At 61.5% G+C, this 20,867-nt stretch carries 18 protein-coding genes; 7 read left to right on the top strand and 11 right to left on the bottom strand.

Annotated features, from left to right (window positions below; all coding sequences use genetic code 11):
* Positions 1-233: 233 nt before the first annotated feature.
* The 9 genes from PQR62_RS21720 to PQR62_RS21680 all read right to left on the bottom strand — a co-directional run bounded on the left by PQR62_RS21720 (position 234) and on the right by PQR62_RS21680 (position 9,838).
* Positions 234-1,007: a class II aldolase/adducin family protein gene (locus PQR62_RS21720; protein ID WP_408160121.1), complete on the bottom strand. Its 774-nt coding sequence runs from the start codon at positions 1,005-1,007 to the stop codon at positions 234-236.
* Positions 1,008-1,114: 107 nt separating this feature from the next.
* Positions 1,115-2,146, bottom strand: a complete 1,032-nt coding sequence (locus PQR62_RS21715; RefSeq protein WP_408160119.1) for a ketopantoate reductase family protein — start codon at positions 2,144-2,146, stop codon at positions 1,115-1,117.
* Between the two features lie 110 nt (positions 2,147-2,256).
* Entirely contained in the window at positions 2,257-3,006 is a 750-nt protein-coding gene (locus PQR62_RS21710) for an ABC transporter ATP-binding protein (RefSeq protein ID WP_408160118.1), read from the bottom strand.
* Entirely contained in the window at positions 2,996-4,870 is a 1,875-nt protein-coding gene (locus PQR62_RS21705; protein ID WP_408160117.1) for a branched-chain amino acid ABC transporter ATP-binding protein/permease, read from the bottom strand. Before PQR62_RS21705 ends, PQR62_RS21710 begins: the two co-directional genes overlap by 11 nt.
* Positions 4,867-5,901, bottom strand: a complete 1,035-nt coding sequence (locus tag PQR62_RS21700) for a branched-chain amino acid ABC transporter permease (protein WP_408160116.1) — start codon at positions 5,899-5,901, stop codon at positions 4,867-4,869. The genes PQR62_RS21705 and PQR62_RS21700 overlap by 4 nt, the downstream gene beginning before the upstream one ends.
* 196 nt (positions 5,902-6,097) lie before the next feature.
* Complete coding sequence (locus PQR62_RS21695) at positions 6,098-7,249, bottom strand: ABC transporter substrate-binding protein (RefSeq protein ID WP_408160115.1); 1,152 nt, start codon at positions 7,247-7,249, stop codon at positions 6,098-6,100.
* Positions 7,250-7,422: 173 nt separating this feature from the next.
* On the bottom strand, positions 7,423-8,166 hold the full coding sequence (locus PQR62_RS21690) for an SDR family NAD(P)-dependent oxidoreductase (RefSeq protein WP_408160114.1): 744 nt from the start codon (positions 8,164-8,166) through the stop codon (positions 7,423-7,425).
* Between the two features lie 60 nt (positions 8,167-8,226).
* Positions 8,227-8,589: a hypothetical protein gene (locus PQR62_RS21685; RefSeq protein ID WP_408160113.1), complete on the bottom strand. Its 363-nt coding sequence runs from the start codon at positions 8,587-8,589 to the stop codon at positions 8,227-8,229.
* Between the two features lie 85 nt (positions 8,590-8,674).
* A complete protein-coding gene (locus PQR62_RS21680) occupies positions 8,675-9,838 on the bottom strand; it encodes an acyl-CoA dehydrogenase family protein (protein ID WP_408160112.1) in 1,164 nt (387 codons plus the stop codon).
* A gap of 391 nt (positions 9,839-10,229) precedes the next feature.
* Between PQR62_RS21680 and PQR62_RS21675 the strand changes: the two genes are divergently transcribed.
* Both PQR62_RS21675 and PQR62_RS21670 read left to right on the top strand, forming a co-directional pair.
* A complete protein-coding gene (locus tag PQR62_RS21675; RefSeq protein ID WP_408160111.1) occupies positions 10,230-11,744 on the top strand; it encodes a PAS domain-containing sensor histidine kinase in 1,515 nt (504 codons plus the stop codon).
* Positions 11,745-12,104: 360 nt separating this feature from the next.
* Positions 12,105-13,172, top strand: coding sequence for a porin (locus PQR62_RS21670; protein ID WP_408160110.1), 1,068 nt, complete (start codon positions 12,105-12,107; stop codon positions 13,170-13,172).
* A gap of 334 nt (positions 13,173-13,506) precedes the next feature.
* Here PQR62_RS21670 and PQR62_RS21665 read toward each other — a convergent pair whose 3' ends face one another.
* A complete protein-coding gene (locus PQR62_RS21665) occupies positions 13,507-14,436 on the bottom strand; it encodes a LysR family transcriptional regulator (protein ID WP_408160109.1) in 930 nt (309 codons plus the stop codon).
* A 221-nt stretch (positions 14,437-14,657) separates the two neighbouring features.
* Here PQR62_RS21665 and PQR62_RS21660 point away from each other — a divergent pair, with 221 nt between their 5' ends.
* From PQR62_RS21660 to PQR62_RS21640, 5 genes are all read left to right on the top strand, one after another.
* Positions 14,658-15,260, top strand: coding sequence for a nuclear transport factor 2 family protein (locus tag PQR62_RS21660; RefSeq protein ID WP_408160108.1), 603 nt, complete (start codon positions 14,658-14,660; stop codon positions 15,258-15,260).
* Between the two features lie 2 nt (positions 15,261-15,262).
* Positions 15,263-16,420 carry an amidase gene (locus PQR62_RS21655; protein WP_408160107.1) on the top strand — a complete coding sequence of 386 codons (1,158 nt, stop codon included), beginning with the start codon at positions 15,263-15,265 and terminating at the stop codon, positions 16,418-16,420.
* A gap of 91 nt (positions 16,421-16,511) precedes the next feature.
* Positions 16,512-17,798 (top strand): aromatic ring-hydroxylating oxygenase subunit alpha, encoded by a 1,287-nt coding sequence (locus PQR62_RS21650; protein ID WP_408160106.1) that lies wholly within the window; start codon positions 16,512-16,514, stop codon positions 17,796-17,798.
* Positions 17,798-18,298 (top strand): aromatic-ring-hydroxylating dioxygenase subunit beta, encoded by a 501-nt coding sequence (locus PQR62_RS21645; RefSeq protein ID WP_408160131.1) that lies wholly within the window; start codon positions 17,798-17,800, stop codon positions 18,296-18,298. Before PQR62_RS21650 ends, PQR62_RS21645 begins: the two co-directional genes overlap by 1 nt.
* A 73-nt stretch (positions 18,299-18,371) precedes the next feature.
* A complete protein-coding gene (locus tag PQR62_RS21640) occupies positions 18,372-19,340 on the top strand; it encodes a PDR/VanB family oxidoreductase (protein WP_408160105.1) in 969 nt (322 codons plus the stop codon).
* A 468-nt stretch (positions 19,341-19,808) separates the two neighbouring features.
* On the opposite strand, the gene hpaC is transcribed toward PQR62_RS21640, so the two are convergent.
* A complete protein-coding gene (hpaC, locus tag PQR62_RS21635) occupies positions 19,809-20,393 on the bottom strand; it encodes a 4-hydroxyphenylacetate 3-monooxygenase, reductase component (RefSeq protein WP_408160104.1) in 585 nt (194 codons plus the stop codon).
* Between the last annotated feature and the right edge of the window lie 474 nt (positions 20,394-20,867).

Below are 20,867 nucleotides of genomic sequence, written 5' to 3'. Positions count from 1 at the left end.
ACCACAGCGCCGGGAACCCCGCAGGGGCAAGTCTTCGGGGTCGCCTTCTTTTGCTTACTTTTCTTGGCGAAGCAAGAAAAGTGAGTAGCTGCCGGGCTACCCCCGGCAACGCACTTAACCACGGAGCACAAACCCAACAAACATCACCAGCACGCAACAAAACATCAAACCCAAAGCACAAAAGAAAAACGCCGGCCAAGCCAGCGTCTCTCCAACAACAACAAAACCCAAACTCACACCAACTTCTGCGCCTTCAACATCTTGCGCACAATCGCCTCAAAGAAAATTTCAGCAAAGCCATCATTGCGAATCAACTGCTGCGTCAGATCCGCACACTTCTGCCGCACCTCATCCTGCAACACCACATCCTCCCCACCCATGGCCCGTCCCGCCGACTGAATCTCGGCCGCACGCTGCACCGTCCACAGCAAAAAGAAAGTCCGCCGGATATCGCGCTCGCACACCGCCACGCCATGATTGCGCAGCACCAGAATATTCTTGCTGCCGAGGCTGGCCAGCATGCGCTCCTTCTCTTCGGCAAACAGCGTGATGCCCTCGAACTCGTGATAGCCGATGCGCCCGAACAACTGCGCGCCGTAGAAATCATTGTGCTCAAAGCCGCTCTTCTTCATGGTCACCGCCGAGATCGGCGTGGTGTGCGTATGGATCACGCAATGCAGATCATCACGCGCACCGTGAATCGCACTGTGCAGCGCGAAACCGGCCGGGTTGGCCTTGTATTCGGAAGGCTCGACCAGTTGGCCGTCGAGGCCGACCTTGAGCAGATTCGACGGCAGCACTTCGTTGTAATTCAGCGCGAACGGGTTGACCAGATAATGATTTTCTTCACCCGGCAGGCGCGCCGAGATGTGATTGAAGATCATCTCGGTCCAGCCCAGATAATCGACCAGACGATAGCAATGCGTGAGTTCGATGCGCAGCGCCCATTCGGCATCGCTGCACTGCGCCGGCTTGCTTTCGCCGTAACTGAATTCGGTGGCTTTCATTTCCGCTCCTGAAAGATTCGCTGAGATGTTCTGCGAGTGTTCTCAATATCCGGCGGCGCTGCTGCCTCCGCCGGCCTGATGTGTTCCAACTGTTCTGTGATGTCCGCTCAGGCCGCGGCCTGCACCGTCGCCGGCGCAGCACCGCTTGACTGCGCCAGTTGCGCCGCTTCACCACGGAACCGCGCCAGCGAAATCACGGCGCGGCTGATCGGCATCGGCACATTGAAGCGCTCCGCCATTTCCAGCACGGCATCGCCGATGGCGGCCAGTTCCAGCGGGCGGCCGCGATCCAGATCCTGCAGCATCGAGGTGCGGAACGGCCCCATCGCCTCACCCAGCTGCATGAAGGTGAGCGGATCGATATCCACGCGCGCACCATAGGACGACGCCACCAGCAAGGTCTCGCGCATGATCTGCATCACCACTTCACGCAGCTCCGGCTTGCCGTACAACTGTTCCAGCGTGCCTTGTGTAATGACGGACAAGGGATTGGTGCTGAGATTGGCGATGATCTTGGTCCACAGCTTGTCGCGGATGCGATCGGTGGCGCGCGCTTCAATGCCGGCGCCTTCGATGGCGGCGCGGATGCGTTGCAGTCGCTCGCTCATTTCGCCGGACGGTTCCCCCAGCACGATCAGATGCGGATTGACCGAACGGATCACGCCCGGCTCGCTGACCTCGGCGGTGATGAACAGCACGCTGCCGATCAGTTGCGTCAGCGGCACCGCCTGCTCCAGCACGCGCTGCGGATCGACCGCGCACACCTGCGCGCCGTCGAAGCGACCGCCTTCGCGATGAAAGTACCACCAAGGCACACCATTGTTGGTCGGGATCACCACCGTCTGCTCGCCGATCAGCGGCTTGAGCTGCGGCAGCAGCGCGGCCATGTCCTGGCTCTTGGCGCAAACGAAAATCACGTCCTGCACGCCGAAATCGGGACGCTCGCTGGCAGCCGGCCTGGCATGCGTGACGCCATGCTGATCGTGCAGCGTCAGTCCGCGTTCGCTGATGGTCTGCAGGGTCTTGCCGCGCGCCAGCACGCTGACCTGGTGCCCGGCCGCCGCCAGCCGCACCGCCAGCGTGCCGCCGATGGCGCCGGCGCCGGCGATGCAAATGCGCATGGGATCTTGTGTGTTCATATCGCTTCCGTTCCAGAACTCAGGTGATACGCCGCCCTGCCGACGCCGGAGTAACTCCGGGCGGCATGCGGAAATTGATACTGATTTGCTGCTGGGTTTAACGCGTCAACTTATCCGGCCAATTTGTCCTGATGCTTGCCGGACAACCCCAGGTAGGCCTCGATCACGCGCGGATCATGCGCCAGCTGGCTGGCCGGCCCGTGCATCTTGACCTCGCCGTTTTCCAGCACGTAACCGTAGTCCGCCACCTGCAGCGCGGCGCGCGCATTCTGCTCGACCAGCAAGATGGACACCCCACGGCGGCGCAACTCGGCGATGATGCGGAAAATCTCGCGCACGATCAGCGGCGCCAGACCGAGGCTGGGTTCATCCAGCATCAGCAGCCTGGGCTTGGCCATCAGCGCTCGGCCCACCGCCAGCATCTGGCGTTCGCCGCCGGACAAGGTGCCCGCCAGCTGCGTGCGCCGCTCGCGCAGCCGCGGGAACAGGGTGTAGACCTCTTCCAGCGTTTGCGGATGATCGCGATGCTTGGTGCGATAGCGTTGAAAGGCGCCCAGCAGCAGGTTGTCTTCGATGTTCATCTCGGAAAACAGCTCGCGCTTTTCAGGCACCAGCGTCATGCCGGCGGCGACCATTTCCTCCACCTCCGGCGAATGACGGATGGCGCCGTCGAAAGCCATCGCGCCACGCGAAGGCAGCACGCCCATGATGGCCGACAGCAGCGTGGTCTTGCCGGCGCCGTTGGGGCCGATGACGGTGACGATCTTGCCCTGCTCGACGCTGACATTGATGCCGGACAGCACCTGCACCTTGCCGTAGGCCGCGCTCAGATCGCGCACTTCCAATACCTTATTGGCCATGACTGCCTCCTGCGATCGCTGCGGCCTGCGGTTCTGCGCTGGTGCTCTGGTCTTCGCCGACATCGTCGCTGACGCCCAGATAAGCTTCCAGCACGGCCTGATTGTTCTGAATCTCTTCCGGCAGGCCTTCGGCGATCTTGGTGCCGAAGTCCATCACCACGATGCGGTCGACCAGCTCCATGACGAAGTCCATGTCGTGCTCCACCAGCAGAATCGCCATGCCCTCGGCGCGCAGCTTGCGCAGCAGATCGGCCAGCGCCTTCTTCTCGCCCAGACGCAGACCGGCGGCCGGCTCGTCGAGCAACAGCAGACAGGGGTCGGACGCCAGTGCGCGGGCGATTTCCAGAATCCGCTGCTGGCCCAGCGACAGCGAACCGGCCATTTCAAGCATCTGATCCTTGAGCCCGACACGCTCGATCTGGCGTGCCGCTTCGGCCAGCAGTCGCGCTTCTTCCTGGCGGTCCAGACGCAGCACCGAAGCCAGCACGCCGCGCTTGCCGCGCATGTGGGCGCCGATGGCGACGTTTTCCAGCACCGTCATGCGTCCCATCAGCCGTACATGCTGAAAGCTGCGGCTCATGCCGAGTCCGGCGATGTGGCGCGAACCCTTGCCGGTGACATCGTGACCACGGAATTGCACCAGGCCCGAGGTCGGCGTATCCACCCCTGAAATCTGATTGAACAGGGTCGACTTGCCGGCGCCGTTGGGACCGATCAGCGCCAGCACTTCGCCGGCCACGATCTTCAGATTCATCTGATTGTTGGCCACCAGACCGCCGAACTTGCGGGTGACGTCGCGCACATCCAGCACCACTTCATTCGGATTGGGCATGTCGCGGCGCGGCAGCGGCTCGGCCTGCAGATTCAGCTTGTGCTGTCGGGCGCGCACCGGCACCAGGCGCGCCAGATAGGGCCAGATGCCGTCGCGCGAACGCTGCAGCAAGACCACCATCAGCAAGCCGAAGACGATGGTCTCGAAGTTGCCGGAGCGGCCCAGAATCGCCGGCAGCACGCCTTGCAGCCACTCCTTGAGCACCACGATCAGGCCGGAGCCAAGCACCGCGCCCCAGACATGGCTGGCGCCCCCCAGCACCGCCATGAACAGATAGTCGATGCCGAAGCCGAGACCGAACGGCGAGGGATTCACGAAGCGCTGCATGTGCACGTAGAGCGAACCCGACAGGCTGGCAAACAAGGCCGCCAGCACGAAGATGACGATGCGCGAACGGGCGGTATTGATGCCCATCGCTTCGGCCATCACCATGCCGCCCTTGAGCGCGCGGATGGCGCGGCCTTCACGCGAATCCAGCAGATTGTTGAGACCGGCCACGCCGGCGATCACGGCCAGCCAGATCAGGCCGTAGATCAGGCGGTCGCTGTTGAGCGCGACGCCGAACAGCGAGATCGAGGGAATGCCCGACATGCCGGTCTGGCCGCCCATGCTTTCCAGCGTGCCGAAGATGTAATACATGCTGATGCCCCAGGCGATGGTGCCCAGCGGCAGATAATGCCCCGACAGCTTGAGGGTGACGCTGCCCAGCAGAAAGGCCAGCACGGCGGTGACCAGCAAGGCTACGCACAGGGCAATCCAGGGCGACTGCAGTACGCTCAGCTCGGGCGGCAGCGCCAGCACGTTCATGGTCAGCGCAGCCGAGATGTAGGCGCCGACACCGACGAACGCAGCCTGGCCGAAACTGGTCAGCCCGGCCACGCCGGTCAGCAGCACCAGCCCCAGCACCACCAGTGCGCTCAGGCCGATGTTGTTGAGCAGGGTCATGTAAAAGGAGCCCAGCAGGAAGGGCGCGACGATCAGCAACAGCACGAAGATCGCCAGCACCGCGCGGGAAGAGATAGCCTTCTTCATTCTTCTTCCTCCACGTGACGGCTGGTCAGCGAGCGCCACAGCAGAATGGGGATGATCAATACGAACACGATGATTTCCTTGTAGGCGCTGGCCCAGAAGGTCGAGAAGGATTCGATCAGCCCGATCACGACAGCGCCTATCGCCGCCACCGGATAGCTCACCAGCCCGCCGATGATGGACCCGACAAAACCCTTGAGGCTGATCAGAAAGCCGGAGTCGTAGTAGATGGTGGTCAGCGGCGCAATCAGGATGCCGGACATGACGCCGATCAGCGAGGCCAGAAAGAACATGGCCTTGCCGGCAAACACCGGCGAGATACCCATCAGCCGTGCGCCCATGCGGTTCAGCGCAGCAGCGCGCAGCGCCTTGCCGTACAGCGTGCGTTCAAACATCAGATAGAGCGCCACGATCAGGGCGATCGACACGCCGATCACCCACAGCGCCTGGCTGTTGAAGCGGAAGGAACCGAGTTCCAGATTGGCATCGTTGAACGGCGCCGTGCGTGCGCCATCGGGGCCGAACACCAGCAGACCGACGCCGACCAGCGCCACGTGCGCGGCAATCGAGACGATCAGCAGCACCAGCGGCGAGGCGCTGGCGATAGGCTGAAACACGATGCGATACAGCAGCGGACCCATGGGCACCAGCAGCAGCAAGGTCATCAGCACCTGCAGCAGCATCGGCATGGTCGCCAGCGGCAAGGTGAATGCCAGCCAGGTGATCACGGCGGCATAGATCAGCTTGGCCGGCAGCCAGATGCTGACGCGGCGCTTCTGCTGGCGCCACATGTCGAACACATCCATGGCGGCCGAGATCAGGCACAGGGCCACCAGCAGCCACGCCACCTGCAGGCGCTGGCCGTTCTGGATCATGCCCATGGTCAGCGCCGCAAAGGAGACGAACTCTCCCTGCGGGATCAGCATGATGCGGGTCACCGTAAACACCAGCACGATGGACAGGGCCAGCAGCGCATAGATGGCACCGTTGGTGATGCCGTCCTGCCCCAGTAGCGCCACGATTTGTAGGTTCATTCCTGCTTCCTTCTTCAAACCGCGCCGGCCTCTGGGCGGGCGGGTTCTTGCTTGTCTCGGTGGCTGCGGTCCGGACGGGCGCAGCCGATATTTCGAATGTCGAATTCCTCGGTGCCTGCAATGCGCATCGGCGCGTTCCGAACCAGTGCGCGAAGGGTATGCAAACCGGCTTCGCGCACCGCTCGTCAATTACCTCTTACTTCAGGAGCGTCCACTTGCCGTCCTTGACCTGGATCAGCTCACGACCGCGTTCGTCGAAGCCGCTGTGATCGGCCGGGGTCATGTTGTACACGCCTTGCGTACCGACCAGTTCCTTGGTGTTTTCCAGCGCATCACGCAGGGCGGCGCGGAATTCCTTGGTGCCTGGCTTGGCCTTCTTGGCCGCAGTCGGGATGGCGCGTTGCAGCAGCAGACCGGCGTCATACACGTTGGCGCCGAAGGTGGCAGGTGCGCCGCCGTACAGCTTGGTGTAGTCGTCGATGTACTTCTGCGCGACCTTCTTGGCCGGATTGCTGTCGGCGATTTCAGGCAGCACCAGCATCAGGCTGGCGGCCAGAATGGTGCCGTCGACCTTCTTCTTGCCCAGCGACAGGAAGGCCGGCAGTGCAGCACCGTGGGTCTGATACATCTGGCCCTTGTAACCCTGGTCGTACAGCGTGGTCTGCGGCAGCACGGTCGGACCGCCCGGCGCAGCCACCAGCACGGCATCGGGATTGGCCGCCATGATCTTCAGGGTCTGCGCCGTCACCGAGGTGTCGGTGCGCTGATAGCGCTCGTTGGCGACGATCTTGATGTTGTGCTTGGCCGCCAGCTCGGTGAAGACCTTGGCCCAGTTTTCGCCGAACGGATCGTTGATGGTGATGAAGCCGACCGTCTTGACCTTGGCCTTGACCATATGATCGACCAGCGCCTTGGCGATCAGGTCATCGTTCTGGGTGGTCTTGAAGACCCACTTCTTGGGCTCGGTCATCGGCTGCACCACGGCAGCGGTGCCGACCGGCGCCAGCATCGGCACGCCGGCTTCGGCCACGAAGGAGATCACGCCCATGGCATTCGGCGAACCGCTGGGGCCGATGATGGCGTCGACGTTGTATTCGGAAATCAGTTTCTTGACTTCGGTTACCGACTTGGTCGGATCGCTGGCGTCGTCGAGCGAGATGTATTCGATCTTCAGGTCGCCGACACTGGTCGGCAGCAGCGGAACGGTATTCTTTTGGGGGATGCCAACCAGCGAAACCGGACCTGTCGAAGAGGTCAGGACGCCGATCTTGACCTGGGCACAGGCCGAGCCAACGGAGGTAACTGCGGCCAGCGTGAGCGAGGCGGCGATCAAGCGTTTGAGCAACATATTGGTTTTCTCCCTGAGTGAGTGAATGAGATTGCGGATAAGCAGTACAGCCTGTGGCAAACGTTTTCCCCGACGCCGCCACGCATTCAGAAACACCTGGCGCCGATCCCCCGGCGCCGCTGCGCGATCACAAATCAAGCTGCAATCTGCTCCCGCGCATCATCGCTGCAGCATCAGCGCATGAACAGACCGCCGTTGATATCGAGGCAGGCGCCGGTGGCCGAACCGGCATCCGGGGATGCCAGCAACAGCACCGCGTCGGCGATGAAATCCGCATCGCCCAGCGAACGTACCGGAATGGTCTGAATCGTGGCCGCCAGTTTGTCGGCCGGCACCAGTTCATGCACGATGGGCAGATCCAGCGGGCCCGGCGAAATGGCGTTGACGGTGACGCCGGCCGGCGCCAGTTCACGCGCGAAGACCTTGGTGAGCGTCAGCACGCCGCCCTTGGAAGCGGCATAGTGCGCGCCGGTGGCGGTGCCGCCGGTCTGGCCCGCCAGCGAGGCGATGTTGACGATGCGTCCGTAGCCGCGTTCGGCGAAACGTTTGCCGAATACCTGGCACGCAAGAAACGTGCCTTTGAGGTTGATCGCCACCACATCGTCGAACTCTTCCGGCGTGATATCCATCAGCGCGGCAACACGCGATTGACCGGCATTGTTGACCAGCACGCTGACCCCGCCCCAACGCAGTTCGACGGCGTCGCAGGCGGCAATGAAGTCCTGCTTGCGGCGCACATCCAGCGTCAGCGCCATGGCGGTTTCGCCGCTGGCGTCGAGGCTGGCGGCAACCGCCGAGACCGTTTCCAGATCGACGTCGCTGAGCGCCACCTTGTAGCCGGCGGCGTGCAGCTTGCGTGCGATCTTTTCTCCCAGTCCGCGGGCGGCGCCGCTGACCAATGCAATCTTTTTGTCCATCTGTGTTCCCGGTAATTCAAACAAACGCGTGCAGCAATGATCCCGACTTCCCGGTCGCGATCAGCCCTGAATGATCAGCGCACGGCCGATGCGGGCTTCGATCTTGCCGTACTTCCACAGGCGATCCGGACCGACCATGGTGGTGCGGAACAGATTGCAGCCGGCGATCACGGTATCCAGATCGTCGACGTCGGCCATGATGTAGAAGGTCCAGGGCCAGGTCGCCGAGCTGCCGACCATGGTGCGGTCGTCGTCCATGGTGCCGATGATCTTCACGCCGGGCATCTTGTTCAGGGCCGTCATCATTTCGCCGTAAGCCTGCCAGACCGGACCGGTATCGGTGGCCGGCAGGTCAAAGAAGTTTTGCGTCACGCCCACGCAGAACAGGACGCGCAGGGGTTCTTTATCGACGATTTGTGTCATGTGTTTCTCCGGTTGTTTGGTTGTTGCTGATGAATATTTTCTTGCTCTCTGCGCCGCGACATTATCTGCGCTGCAGACATTTCTGTCAGATGAAGCCCGGCATCGGCGGCACACCCAGCGCCACTGCGCCGGCGCCGTCGTAGATGCCTTCGCCGAGGAAGGCGTGCTGCTTGACCACGGCGGCATCGCGCAGATAGCGCTGCAGCGGATGGCTGGAGTAAATCGCGGTAGTGCCGGCCAGCCCGAACATGCTTTGCGTGATTTCATTACCGACGCGCGCCACCTCCACCGCCGTCAGGCGCAACAGCGCGACCTGCTCGGTGGTGACCGGATCGCCGGCCAGGATGGTTTGCCACACATCATCGGTGGTGTCGTACAGAAAACCGCGCGCCGAACGCAGCCTTGCTTCAGCCTTGGCGACTTCGATGCGCACATAGGAGCGATCGGCCAGCTTGGGTGCACCGGTGATCGCCACGCGGCCGCCCGACATGGTGTTGATTTCATCGATCGCAGCGCGCGCGATGCCCAGATTCACCACGCCCAGCACTTGCGCGGCATAGGCGATGGTCGGATAGCGATACAGCGGCTCATCGATGGTCGGCACACCGCCGCGAATGAAAGTCCACTCATCGGCAACGAATTGCTGATTCACGCGCAGATCATGGCTGCCGGTGCCGGTCAGGCCCATCACATCCCAGTTATCGACGATCTCGACCTGGCTGGGCGGCAGCACCGCAGTGCGCGGCTTGGAGCCTTGCTGGCCCGGCACGGCAGCGCCGATGCCCACGCCCAGCATGTCGGCGCCCTTGCAACCGCTGGCGAATTTCCAGGTACCGTTGACGGACCAGCCGCCCTCGACCTGCGTCGCCGGCTGAATCGGAAACAGCCCGCCGGCAAACACCAGATCCGGCGAATCGGCATACAGCTTGGCCTGCGTTTCTTTCGGCAGCGCCGCCAGATAAACCGACGCCGAACCGAAGCTTGCCACCCAGCCGACCGAACCATCGGCCTCGGAAATCTTCTCGATCAACTGCAGGAAAGCCGAAGGCGCCAGCCCCGACCCGCCGAAGCACGCCGGCGTCGCGGCGCGATACACACCCAGCTTCTTGAGCCTGGAGATGAACTCCTTGGGCACATGACGCAAACGACCAAACTCCTCGCGGCGTTCGCGGATCTCGCTAAACAACTGCGTCATCAAATCCTCCCCTGTTGCCGCAGCCAATGCGGTCGGCGCTTCCATTACAGACATCTCGTTCTCCCAGATTCGTTGCGGTGCTGCATGCGGTGGCAAAACACACGATTGCCAATCTGGAATTGAGTGTAGGGAGGCGCCATGTCCGGTTCAATCGGGACGGTTGGGGATTTTTTAGGGGATGCGGTGGGGGCAGCTAAAGAAATCCCCTAGTTGCGGATTGGAGACGCTCGGATTTAAGGCATCCGGCTTGCTCATCAGTACGACCCGCCGACAATATATCGATGCCGAAGCCGATTCGGCAGCCGATGGCAACGGAGCTCGCCCGAAGAAAACCTGCATCGACAAGACCAGAAGGAATCAGGCGGGCACGAAGCGAAAAAATCCGGCAACAAACCCGGGCCTATAATCAAGCCACATCAGCCAGAAGCCACACACCAGCAAAACCATGTCCCCGGAAACAAACCCACCCGACCCCATCGCCCGCTTCGAACTAAGCGACTACCAGCGCATGATGGACTCGCTCGCCATCTGCATCATCCTGCACGACGCCGAAACCAAATCGATACTCTGGGCCAACCCGGCGGCCTGCAATGCACTCGGCTTCACGCTGGAAGAACTGCTGCCGCTCAAGGCGCCCGACATGAGCCGCCGCTCGCACGAATACCGGCGCGAGATCGGCCGCAAATGGCTGCATGAAGCAGTGCTGCACGGAAGCAATGTGGTCGAGTGGTGCTATCGCGCCAAGAATGGCGACGAGATTCTGTCGGAAGCCACGGCGACGCTGGTCAAACTGGCGCATCACGACGTGATCATGGTGCAGTTCCGCGACATCGCGCGCGAAGAGAAGATCAAGCGCGAGATGAAAAAACTGGAAGGCCGCCTCAAGGAATTCATGCAGGACTCCGACGAAGGCGTGGCCGTGCTGCGCGGCGACGGCAGCATCGAATACGTCAGCGACGCCGGCCGCAAATTGCTGGGCGTGCGCCCCGGCCAGCAGCCGCCCAAGAGCTTCACCGACATGTGCGAACCGAGTTCGCGCGAAGAACTGCTGGAGTTGCTGTCGCTGGCGCTGCCGGATGCGATCTCGTTTCCGGTGCGCTATCAGATCACGCTGAAGAACGGCGTCCAGCGCTGGCATGACGCCACCTGTCGTTACATCGAAATCGAAAACGACCTCAAGGGCCATCTGCTGCACTTCCACGACATCACCGACCAGGTGGAAGCGGAAGATGCGCGGCGCCGCAATCAGGCCGCGCTCGAATATCTGGCGCGGCATAACGCGATGGGCGAAATGGCGACCGCGATTGCGCACGAACTGAGCCAGCCGCTGGCCGCCATCCGCAATTTTCTGGAAGGCTCCATCCTGCGTCTGAACAGCGAACAGATCGAGCGCGAAGGCGTGATCTGGGGTCTGCAGAATGCAGGACGTCAGGTCGATCACGCCGCCGCCATCATCAAGAGCGTGCGCGAATATGTGGTCAAGCTGGAGCAGACCGAGACCTTGATCGACCTCAATGAAACCATGAACGAGGTGCGTTACTTTATCGAACTGAAGGCGGCCGATTCACTGGTCAAGGTGCAGATGCGTCCGCACGAATCGGCGCTGATGGTGAGCTGTGAAAAGGTGTTGATCGGCCAGGTGATACTCAACCTGGCCTTCAATGCGATTGAAGAAATGAGCAGCTTCCCGCAGGAGGAACGCGTCATCCGCGTGAGCAGCGAACGGGTGGGAGAGACCGCAGTATTGCGGGTGACGGATAACGGCGGCGGCATCGATGCCGGTCATCGCGAGCGTCTGTTCGACGGCTTCTTTTCATCCAAGGTGAGCGGCAACGGCATCGGCCTGGCGCTGTGCAAAAATATCATTGCGCGCCACCGCGGCGATATCTGGGCGCAGCCCGCGGAACCGCGCGGTACCAGCTTTTGCTTCGCGTTGCCGTTGGTGAAAAACGACAAATAAAGAAAACCCCTAGAGCCCGGCGAGGCGCGCCGGATTGGTGATGCAGCGCACATGCGTGGTGCCAAAGCATGCACAAAATCCGCAGCGGGCTCGCGTATTGCACCGATTTCGACGGCGCGCTCCGGCGAGAAAACCTGCGACTATATCCCCATTTGTCCTTCGAATGAAAATCAGCTCTGTTGATGCTTTTTATTGATCGCATCAATTTGATCTATCCCTGCTTGCCTTCTTACCATCTGCCCTGCATCACGTCGTTGTGGTCCCGGGGATCAGAGAACAGGCGGCGTGTTATGTCCAGGCATGTTGTGCACACGCTGTGTACGCAAACTCAACACGCAACACTACAGGGAGTTAGTTCAGATGAAGAAAAAACTGCTAGCCGCCGCGATGCTCGCGGCAGGCTTTGGAACAGCCGGGATGGCGCACGCTGCTGATTCGGTCACGATCTACGGCATTATCGACCTCGGTCTCACCTATTACTCGAATGCGCCCAAGACCGGCGGCGGCAGTGCTTCTCTGCTGCGCATGGACAGCGGCATCGCGCAGGGCAGCCGTATCGGCTTCAAGGGTACTGAGGATCTGGGCGGCGGTCTGTCGGCATTCTTCACACTGGAAACCGGTTTCGGCGCCGATGACGGCAGTCTGGGCCAGGGCGGCCTGATTTTCGGCCGTCAATCCTTCGTCGGTCTGAGCAGCAAATCCTGGGGTAGCGTCAGCATGGGTCGCCAATACGACTTCATGGCCAATATCGGCGGCCAGTACGCCATGGGCGCACTGTCGCCGGCCGGCTCCTTCGCCTGGGGTCTGCACGCGGATGCAGCGCACGGCGCTGCGCTGAACGACCACATCTATGCAGGCGACCGCACCAACAATTCGATCAAGTACACCAGCAACAAGATCGGCGGCTTCAACTTCGGCTTCATGTACGGCATGGGTGAGGTGGCAGGCAACAACAACTCCGGCCGCACCGTCAGCGCCTACGCCGGTTACGACAACGGCCCGTTCAGCGGCGGCCTCGGCTACACCGACATCAAGAACACCGCCGGCACCGATGCCACCCGCATGTACGGCGCGGGCGCGACCTATCAGCTGGGCGCGTGGAAGCCGTTCGGCAATATCACTCAGGTCAAGAGCACTGCAACCAGCGCCAAGGTCACCACCTATGAACTGGGCACCGTGTATGCACTGACGCCGTTGTGGGATGTGAGCGGCGCCTATCAGTTCCAGAAACGCAATCAGGGCGTGGGCAATGCTTCGGCCCTGATCGCCATGCTGGACTACAAGATCTCCAAGCGCACCGACCTGTACACCGGCATCGTGTATGACCGCGACAAGGGTTACAACGCGTATCCGGTATTCGGCGGCGGCATTCAGTCGGCCACCGGCAACCAGACTGCATTCCGTCTGGGCATGCGTCACCGCTTCTGATACGGGCATCCTGAGTCTTGAGGGCAATACCCCATCCGCCCCATCGCAGAAATGCCGAGCCGGGCGGATGGATCGATGCTTGCATGACCGACATCCGGCAGGCATCAACTTGCAGTTGGCAGTCTCGCAAGCGCAGTGAGTAGTGACGCATCATGTTTTGCAGCTGAAGGCGTCAGCAAAGTCGGCCCGTCGCAAGACGGGCCTTCTGCGTTCAGCGACGGGATACATTCATCCGGCGCGCGCAGTAAAAACGCCGGCAGCAGCCGGCGCGGAAATAAGGACAGAACACGAAAATCAGGGAATCAGGGAATCAGGAAGTCGCGAACTCAGAAGCTCATGAATCGCGGCCGTATTGCTGCAGCAGATCGATGATCAGTTGCCGCAGCCAGGCGTTGCCGGCGTCCTTGTCGAAGTCTTCGTGCCAGTGCAGGGTGACATCCACCGATGGGATGTCGACCGGCAACTGGTAGACCGCAAACTCGCCGTGGCCTTCGCTCTGGAACAGCTTGGCGATACGCAGCGGCAGGGTGGCCGCCAGATCGGAGCGCGCGAGGATGCGCGGCAGCACCGAGAAATGAGGAATGTCGAGACCGATCTTTCTATGAATGCCGAGCGTACGAAACGAATTCTCGACCTGGTGGTGGCTGCTTTCGGCCGACTGCACCAGCACGTGCGACATGGAGAGAAACTCTTCCAGCTCCAGATGGCGGCGCTCGGGCAGACCTTCGCGGCGGCGCGTCATGCACACATAGGTTTCACGGAACAGCAGTTCGTAATGGGTCAGCGGCTTGAGCGCCGGCAGATTGCCGATGGCGAAATCGAGCTGGCCGGTGCGCAGCGCTTCTTCGATATGGGCGGGCGACACCTGCTCCACATGCAGGCGGGTGGACGGCGCCAGCTCATTCAGTTGTTCGCAGACCGGCGGCAGGAACACCATTTCGGCGACGTCGGTCATGGAGGCGCGAAACACGCGGGTGCTGGAGGCCGGCTCGAAACGTTCGGTATAGCGCAACGCGTCCTGCACCGCCTGCAAGGCGCGGCTGATGGGCTTGGCCAGTTCGACTGCGGTCGGGGTCGGCTGCATGCCCTCCTTGGTGCGGATGAACAGGGGGTCGTCAAAGATCACGCGCAGTCGTCCCAGCGCGTAACTGACCGCCGGCTGCGACAAATGCAGACGATTGCCGGCCAGGGTCAGGCTGCGTTCGTCGGCGATGGCCTGAAAAACCCGCAGCAGATTCAGATCCATATTGTTGAACGTCGCCATGACAGCCTTTCCCCGTGAGCCTTCAGATCAAAATCAATGGTGTTTATGAGAAAAATATTTTACATCAATTTGATCTATTTTAAGGTCGATTCTAGAATTGCTTCAATCAGCCAAGGTTTGCGAAGCATCGGATCAGTCCGGCCGGCGCTTCACCCCTCGCGTGCACCCGGCGCCAGCCTCACGGCCAGCCAGCAGCAACGCTTTATTTATCTGGATGCAGCATGACACCTGAGCAACTTCAGCAATCGCTGGCCAAGCTGGCCGGCCTCGATGCCCGACTGGCCGCCGTCGAGGGCGACCGTGGCGTGCGCAACGTGCTGGCGCGCTACATGAAGCTGTGCGACCAGCCTTGCTGCGATCAGGCGTTTCCGCAACTGGCGGATCTGTTCACCGAAGAGGCCGTCTGGGAAGGCGTGGGAGCGCAGTACAGCCAGACTTTCGGCCGCCGCTCCGGACGCGCTGCCATCGCCGCCTTCCTTGGCGGCTATCTCGCACCGGCCTCGTCCCACTTCAAGATGAATGCGCACTTTCTGAGCTCCGACCAGGTCGCTGTCGACGGTGCACGCGCGCGCGGCGAGTGGACCATGCTGCAAGCCTCGACTTATCAGGACGACAGCTGCGAGCTGATCGCGGCCCGCCTCAATATCAATTTCATGCAGCAGGATCAGGTCTGGCAGATTTCCCATTTCCGCACCGAGCGCCTGTTCTGCGTACCGTGGAATCAGCAGGTGGCGAATCTGTTCGGCGCAGTCAATTCAGCAAACGCGGCGGCCAATTCGCCGTTCAAGACCGCAACATCAGCAGTACTTCAGGGAGAAGAATGAGCATGTCCGCCAACACCGTACCCGGCACCCACAATGCGCTGGTCGCCCGTTTCAATCTGGGCGGCAGCGGCCCCACCGTGGCCATCAAGGATTGCATCGACATCCAGGGCATGCAGACGCGCGGCGGCAGCGCCGCGCTGGCCGATGTGGCGCCGGCCTCGGCGCATGCCGACGTGGTGCGCCAGTTGCTCAATGCCGGCTGGCAGATCACCGCCAAGGCCAACATGCACGAGCTGGCCTATGGCATGACCGGCATCAACGACTGGACCGGCACGCCGGTCAATCCGCAGGACGCGGCGCGCATGCCGGGCGGCTCCTCCAGCGGCTCGGCTGCGGCGGTCGGCGCCGGCTTGGTGGATGTGGCCATCGGCAGCGACACCGGCGGTTCGATCCGTCTGCCGGCCGCCTGCTGCGGCGTGATCGGCTTCAAGCCCAGCTTCGGCCGCGTCAGCCGTGCCGGCGCGTATCCGCAACGCACCACGCTGGATTGCGTCGGCCCGTTCGCACGCAACATGGACCTCATCATTGAAGCCATGGCTGCCATCGCGCCCGGCTTTGATCGCAAGCAAGCAACTGCGGAGCAAGCCTCCGCCCGCGTCAAGCTGGTGCGCACCGAGAGCGACGCCGCCATCGTCGCCGCCATTCAGAGCGCCTTCAACGCCAGCGGCTGGCAAGGCGAAAGCATCACTTTGGACGGCATGCAGGAAGCCTTCCAGGCCGGCATGGTGCTGATCAATTCCGAGACCTTCGCCGCCTTCGGCCATCTGACCGGCCAGGGCAAGCTGGGCGCCGACATTGAAAAGCGTCTGAGCGCCGCCGGCGCCACCACACAGGACGCCATTGCCGAAGCCGAACGCGTGCGCGCCATGATCGTCGCCCATATCGACGCCGCCCTGCAGGACGCCGATGCGCTGCTGCTGCCGACGCTGCCGCAGTTGCCGCCGACGCTGGAAGACATTCGCAAGGGCGTCTCGGTGCTGGCGCTGAGTTCGCTGGTGCGCCCCTTCAACCTGAGCGGCCATCCGGCGCTCAGCATTCCGGTGCCGCTGGCCGGCAGCAGCTTGCGCGCCAGCCTGCAACTGGTAGGACGCAAGGGCGACGATGAAAAGATCTGCGCACTGGGCCGCCACCTGGAACAGCGCTTGCAAGGCATGCAGTAAGAAAGATCACCACCTCAGAACCAGCCAGTTTGCAGCACCCGAATTGAACCGAACCGACACGAACCAACAGCAACACCCTTTGGAGAACGCAATGAACGCACCGCTACGCTTCCATCCCAGAAAGCCGGATTCCGCTTACGCCGACCTGGTCCAGGGTCCGGTAGTCGATCCTTCGCTGTACACCGATCCTCAGATCTTCGAGGTCGAGATGGACAAGATTTTTTACAAGACCTGGATCTGGGTCGCGCATGAAAGCGAACTGCGCAATCCCGGTGATTTCAAGACTGCCCAGATCGGCCGTCAGCCGGTGATCGTGGTGCGCGACAAGACCGGCAAGATCAATGTGCTGGAAAACCGCTGCCGCCATCGCGGCGCCACCGTGTGCGAAAAGCACAAGGGCAACGCCACCGGTTTCACCTGCCCGTACCACAGCTGGTCTTACGGCCTGGACGGCAAGCTGCGCGGCCTGCCGTACCCGGAAGGCTATGAAGACGTGATCGAAAAGGCCGACCTGCCGCTGCAAAGCCTGCGCGTGGGCGTCTACAACGGCATGATCTTCGCCAGCTTCAATCAGGACATCGAGCCGCTGGAAGATTTCCTCGGCAACGCCAAGCACTGGCTCGACCTGTTCATGAAGCAGGGCGCCGGCTATCCGATCAAGACCCAGGGCGAGCACAAGTTCTCGTTCAAGGGCAACTGGAAGATCCAGCTGGAAAACACCACCGACGGCTATCACTTCCCGGTGGTGCACAAAACTTTCCTGTCGTCGGTCGATGCCGAGACTTCGGAGATGCTGTCCTTCATGACCGACGACCAGTCGATCACGCGTTCGCTGGGCAACGGCCACAGCGTGATGGTGATGGTGCCGGAACACGTCGATCTGGAACATGACGACGGTAGCGAGCCGCTGCAGGAGCGTTTCAGCCACATCACTGAAGAACTGTCCAAGACCATGCCGCCGGAACAGGTGCGCCGCATCGTGCGTTCGCTGCACGGCGCCGGCTTCAATCTGAATCTGTTCCCCAACGTCTCGATGTCGATGTCCTTCTTCCGCGTGCTGCACCCGGTCTCGGTCAACGAAACCCAGATCCGCCACGTGGCGCTGGGCATGGACGGCGGCCCCGAAATCGCCAACCGCGAACGCATGCGCATTCACGAACACTTCCAGGGTCCGTTCGGCTTCGGCAGCCCGGACGATGCGGAAGCCTGGGAACGCGTGCAGGCCGGCGCCTACACCGGCCGCAACGTGCCGCTGCTGGTGAACCGCGGCCTCAACCGCGAATGGGTGGACGACAACGGCGACAAGGTATCGCACTCGACCGATGAAACCGGCATGCGCGAAGCGTATGCCATGTGGAAAAAGATGATGGAGCAATGATGACGAACAACGACAGCCTGCAAGGCTTTTCCGAACCGCTGGCCAAGGCGATCGCCTTCATCTGGAAGGAAGCCGAGATTCTCGACAAGAAGGACTACGCCAGCTGGTCGGCACTGTGGGCCGACGACGGTTACTACGTGGTGCCGATCGACCCGGACGCCACCGACTTCGAAGCGCAACTGAACTACGCCTACGACGATGCCCGCATGCGCAAGATGCGCATCGAACGCCTGACCTCGGGCTTTGCGATGTCGGCCGCCGATGCTTCGGCCACGGTGCGCACGGTGTCGCGTTTCGTACCGGTGCATCTGAGCAATGAGCTGGTGGAAGTCAACTCGGCGCAGATCCTGGTCGGCTACAAGCGCCAGACGCACACCCTGTTCGTGGCCAACCTGACGCACCGCATCCGCTTCACGGCGGACGGTCCGAAGCTGGAACAGAAAGTGGTTCGTCTGATCAATTCGGAGGATTCGCTCAACGCACTGGGATTCCTTTTGTAAGGCAATCCGTCCTGGCCGGAATGATTCAGCATCGTCATCCCGGCCAGCCCCGACTCAAAGAAACTGCCCCACCATGAAACTCATCGTAGACAAAATCATCGACGAAACCGGCGACATCCGCTCGTTCCGCCTGATCAGCGCCGACGGCGCCGCCCTGCCGCAATACGAACCGGGCGCCCACATCGACGTCACCGGTCCGACCGGCGTCATGCGCCAATACTCGCTGTGCGGCCCGCTCGATGACCTGCATGCCTACACCATCGCGGTGAAGAAGGAAGCTGCATCGCGCGGCGGTTCCTCGGCCCTGCATGATGCGGTCAAAGTCGGCAGCGAGCTGGAAATCAGCACTCCGCGCAATCTGTTCGCGCTCGACGCCGCAGCACAGGAACACGTACTGTTCGGCGCCGGCATCGGCGTCACGCCCTTGATGAGCATGGGCTATCGCCTGATGGCCAGGGGCGAGAAATTCACCCTGCATTACTTCGTGCGTTCGCGCGAATACGCCGCCTTCGCCGACCTGCTGGACGCACCGCCGTTCGCCGGCCATGTGCGTTTCCATTACGGCGTGCAACCGGCCGACATGGATCACTATCTGCAAGCCTGCCTCGACGCCGCCGACGCCAAGGCCCACGTCTACACCTGCGGCCCGGCGCCGTTCATGGACGCAGTGGTCGCCTGCGCCGCCCGCAGCCGTCCTGAAGAAGCGATCCACCTGGAACACTTCAAGGCGCCGGAACCTGCCGCCGCAGCAGCAGGTGCTGAAGGCAACGGCGACGGCGCGTTTGAAGTCAAGCTCGCCAGCTCCGGCAAGGTCCTGCAAATCCCGATCGGCATCACCATCGTCGACGTCCTCACCGAGGCCGGCATCAGCATCGACACCTCCTGCCGCGAAGGCATCTGCGGCACCTGCGTCGTCCCGCTGCTGGAAGGCCAGCCCGACCACCGCGACAACTGCCTCTCGAAAAAAGAAAAAGCCGCCAACGACCAGATCTGCACCTGCGTATCGCGGGCCAGATCGGGGATGCTGGTGCTGGATCTCTGAAGAGAAATCGCATCTGAAAAATCTGTTTGCAGATTAAAAAAACCGTTCGCTTAACCCGAACGGTTTTTTTTCGCCCTTCCTACCACAAATAGGAACAACCAAGCAAAGCCGCAGGCGAGCCCCATCCCGATGCCAAAGGCGAGGCGGTTAAAAGAAGTCCCCCTTGTGGGCCAGCCGTCGGCACGCTGTAAAAAATGGATCAGAAGGGAAACTTGTCTGAGCGCAGCGAGTTTGTTTCCCTTCCCATTTTTTGCAGCGTGACGACGGGAACCCCGAAGGGGCTGGCACTTAGGGGTCGCCTTTCTTTGCTTACTTTCTTTGGCGAAGCAAAGAAAGTGAGTAGCTGCCGGGCTACCCCCGGCAACTGAGGTCGTCCGAAGAAAAACCAGCATTCACATCACCCCAAGTACAAAAACAAAACGCCAGCCAAAGCCAGCGTTTAAAAAAATCCAAGTGAAAGCAAACGCATCAAAGCGCCATCCGCTTCACCTTATGAAACAGCCGATTGAAATAGATCAGACTATCCTTCTCCTCCGACACCTGCACATCCGACAACTCCACAAACATCACCGAGTGCGAACCCACTTCCTTGAACTCCTTGATCCGCCCCTGCAACTTCACCAGCGCATCACGCAGCACCGGCTGCTGGAGCACGCCATCCTCCTCCCAGATATTCCAGGAAAAGCGTTCCTCCATCGCCACCTTCGTCGCGCCCGAAAAATGCATCGCCAGCTGTTCCTGCTCATCGCTGAGCACGTTCACGCACAGATGCCCGTTCTGCCTGAACACCTCATGCATGGCGCTGCCGCGATTGATGCACACCAGAATCGTCGGCGGCGAATCGGTCACCGAGCACACCGCGCTGGCAGTGATGCCGCAGCGGCCGCCGGCGCCGTTGGTGGTGATGATGCTGACCGCCGCCGGCAGATGCGCCATCGCATGGCGGAAATTGATCTGATCCTGACTCAGCGGATTGCCCGCGGCAGCGCCGGTTCTGGAAGCTGTGCCGTCGGCTGCTGGGGTGTTGACGCTAGTGACGCCGCTGGCGCTCATGTGTGCTCCTGATATGTTTTGCCGCGCTCCCGGACGGGCGCGGTACCGGCATCGCCGAGATCCGGCCGGCCGGTTTCCATCCGGCACTTGCCTGATCAACATGCATTGCCTGCGCGCAGATGGCACGTCGGTGATGCATGGCGGTGCGAGTGTCACCAGATTAAGGCAATCGTCGGCGCCTCACAATTCGCGCGAGCGCCACTTGTGCGGGGGAATTAGATAATTCATCTAGGTAAAAACCCCTAGATGCACTGCACAGCAAGCTGCCAAAGATGCCGGGCTGGCATCTCTGCACACCTGATTACACGCGAAAACGTAATGATCCCGCGCTGCACAAGCGACATTATTGCAAGCCGCGCAAGGCATATCGCGAGGCGCATTTATCTGGTACGTTGCAGGCCTGGTTTTTGCTAAAGATCAATGTACGTATGTGCAACCTGTGCCCGCCGTGACGACTCGCCGGCCAGGATCGAA

This window comes from Herbaspirillum lusitanum (assembly GCF_046025995.1).
GTDB classification, from domain to species: Bacteria; Pseudomonadota; Gammaproteobacteria; order Burkholderiales; family Burkholderiaceae_D; genus Herbaspirillum; species Herbaspirillum lusitanum_A.
Note: the sequence above shows the minus strand (reverse complement) of the source record. Positions and strands in the feature narration are given on the sequence as shown.

Coding starts and splice junctions, on each gene's coding strand:
- PQR62_RS21720 (WP_408160121.1), bottom strand. CDS start 1,007: ATGAAAGCCACCGAATTCAGTTACGGCGAAAGCAAGCCGGCGCAGTGC.
- PQR62_RS21715 (WP_408160119.1), bottom strand. CDS start 2,146: ATGAACACACAAGATCCCATGCGCATTTGCATCGCCGGCGCCGGCGCC.
- PQR62_RS21710 (WP_408160118.1), bottom strand. CDS start 3,006: ATGGCCAATAAGGTATTGGAAGTGCGCGATCTGAGCGCGGCCTACGGC.
- PQR62_RS21705 (WP_408160117.1), bottom strand. CDS start 4,870: ATGAAGAAGGCTATCTCTTCCCGCGCGGTGCTGGCGATCTTCGTGCTG.
- PQR62_RS21700 (WP_408160116.1), bottom strand. CDS start 5,901: ATGAACCTACAAATCGTGGCGCTACTGGGGCAGGACGGCATCACCAAC.
- PQR62_RS21695 (WP_408160115.1), bottom strand. CDS start 7,249: ATGTTGCTCAAACGCTTGATCGCCGCCTCGCTCACGCTGGCCGCAGTT.
- PQR62_RS21690 (WP_408160114.1), bottom strand. CDS start 8,166: ATGGACAAAAAGATTGCATTGGTCAGCGGCGCCGCCCGCGGACTGGGA.
- PQR62_RS21685 (WP_408160113.1), bottom strand. CDS start 8,589: ATGACACAAATCGTCGATAAAGAACCCCTGCGCGTCCTGTTCTGCGTG.
- PQR62_RS21680 (WP_408160112.1), bottom strand. CDS start 9,838: ATGTCTGTAATGGAAGCGCCGACCGCATTGGCTGCGGCAACAGGGGAG.
- PQR62_RS21675 (WP_408160111.1), top strand. CDS start 10,230: ATGTCCCCGGAAACAAACCCACCCGACCCCATCGCCCGCTTCGAACTA.
- PQR62_RS21670 (WP_408160110.1), top strand. CDS start 12,105: ATGAAGAAAAAACTGCTAGCCGCCGCGATGCTCGCGGCAGGCTTTGGA.
- PQR62_RS21665 (WP_408160109.1), bottom strand. CDS start 14,436: ATGGCGACGTTCAACAATATGGATCTGAATCTGCTGCGGGTTTTTCAG.
- PQR62_RS21660 (WP_408160108.1), top strand. CDS start 14,658: ATGACACCTGAGCAACTTCAGCAATCGCTGGCCAAGCTGGCCGGCCTC.
- PQR62_RS21655 (WP_408160107.1), top strand. CDS start 15,263: ATGTCCGCCAACACCGTACCCGGCACCCACAATGCGCTGGTCGCCCGT.
- PQR62_RS21650 (WP_408160106.1), top strand. CDS start 16,512: ATGAACGCACCGCTACGCTTCCATCCCAGAAAGCCGGATTCCGCTTAC.
- PQR62_RS21645 (WP_408160131.1), top strand. CDS start 17,798: ATGACGAACAACGACAGCCTGCAAGGCTTTTCCGAACCGCTGGCCAAG.
- PQR62_RS21640 (WP_408160105.1), top strand. CDS start 18,372: ATGAAACTCATCGTAGACAAAATCATCGACGAAACCGGCGACATCCGC.
- hpaC (WP_408160104.1), bottom strand. CDS start 20,393: ATGAGCGCCAGCGGCGTCACTAGCGTCAACACCCCAGCAGCCGACGGC.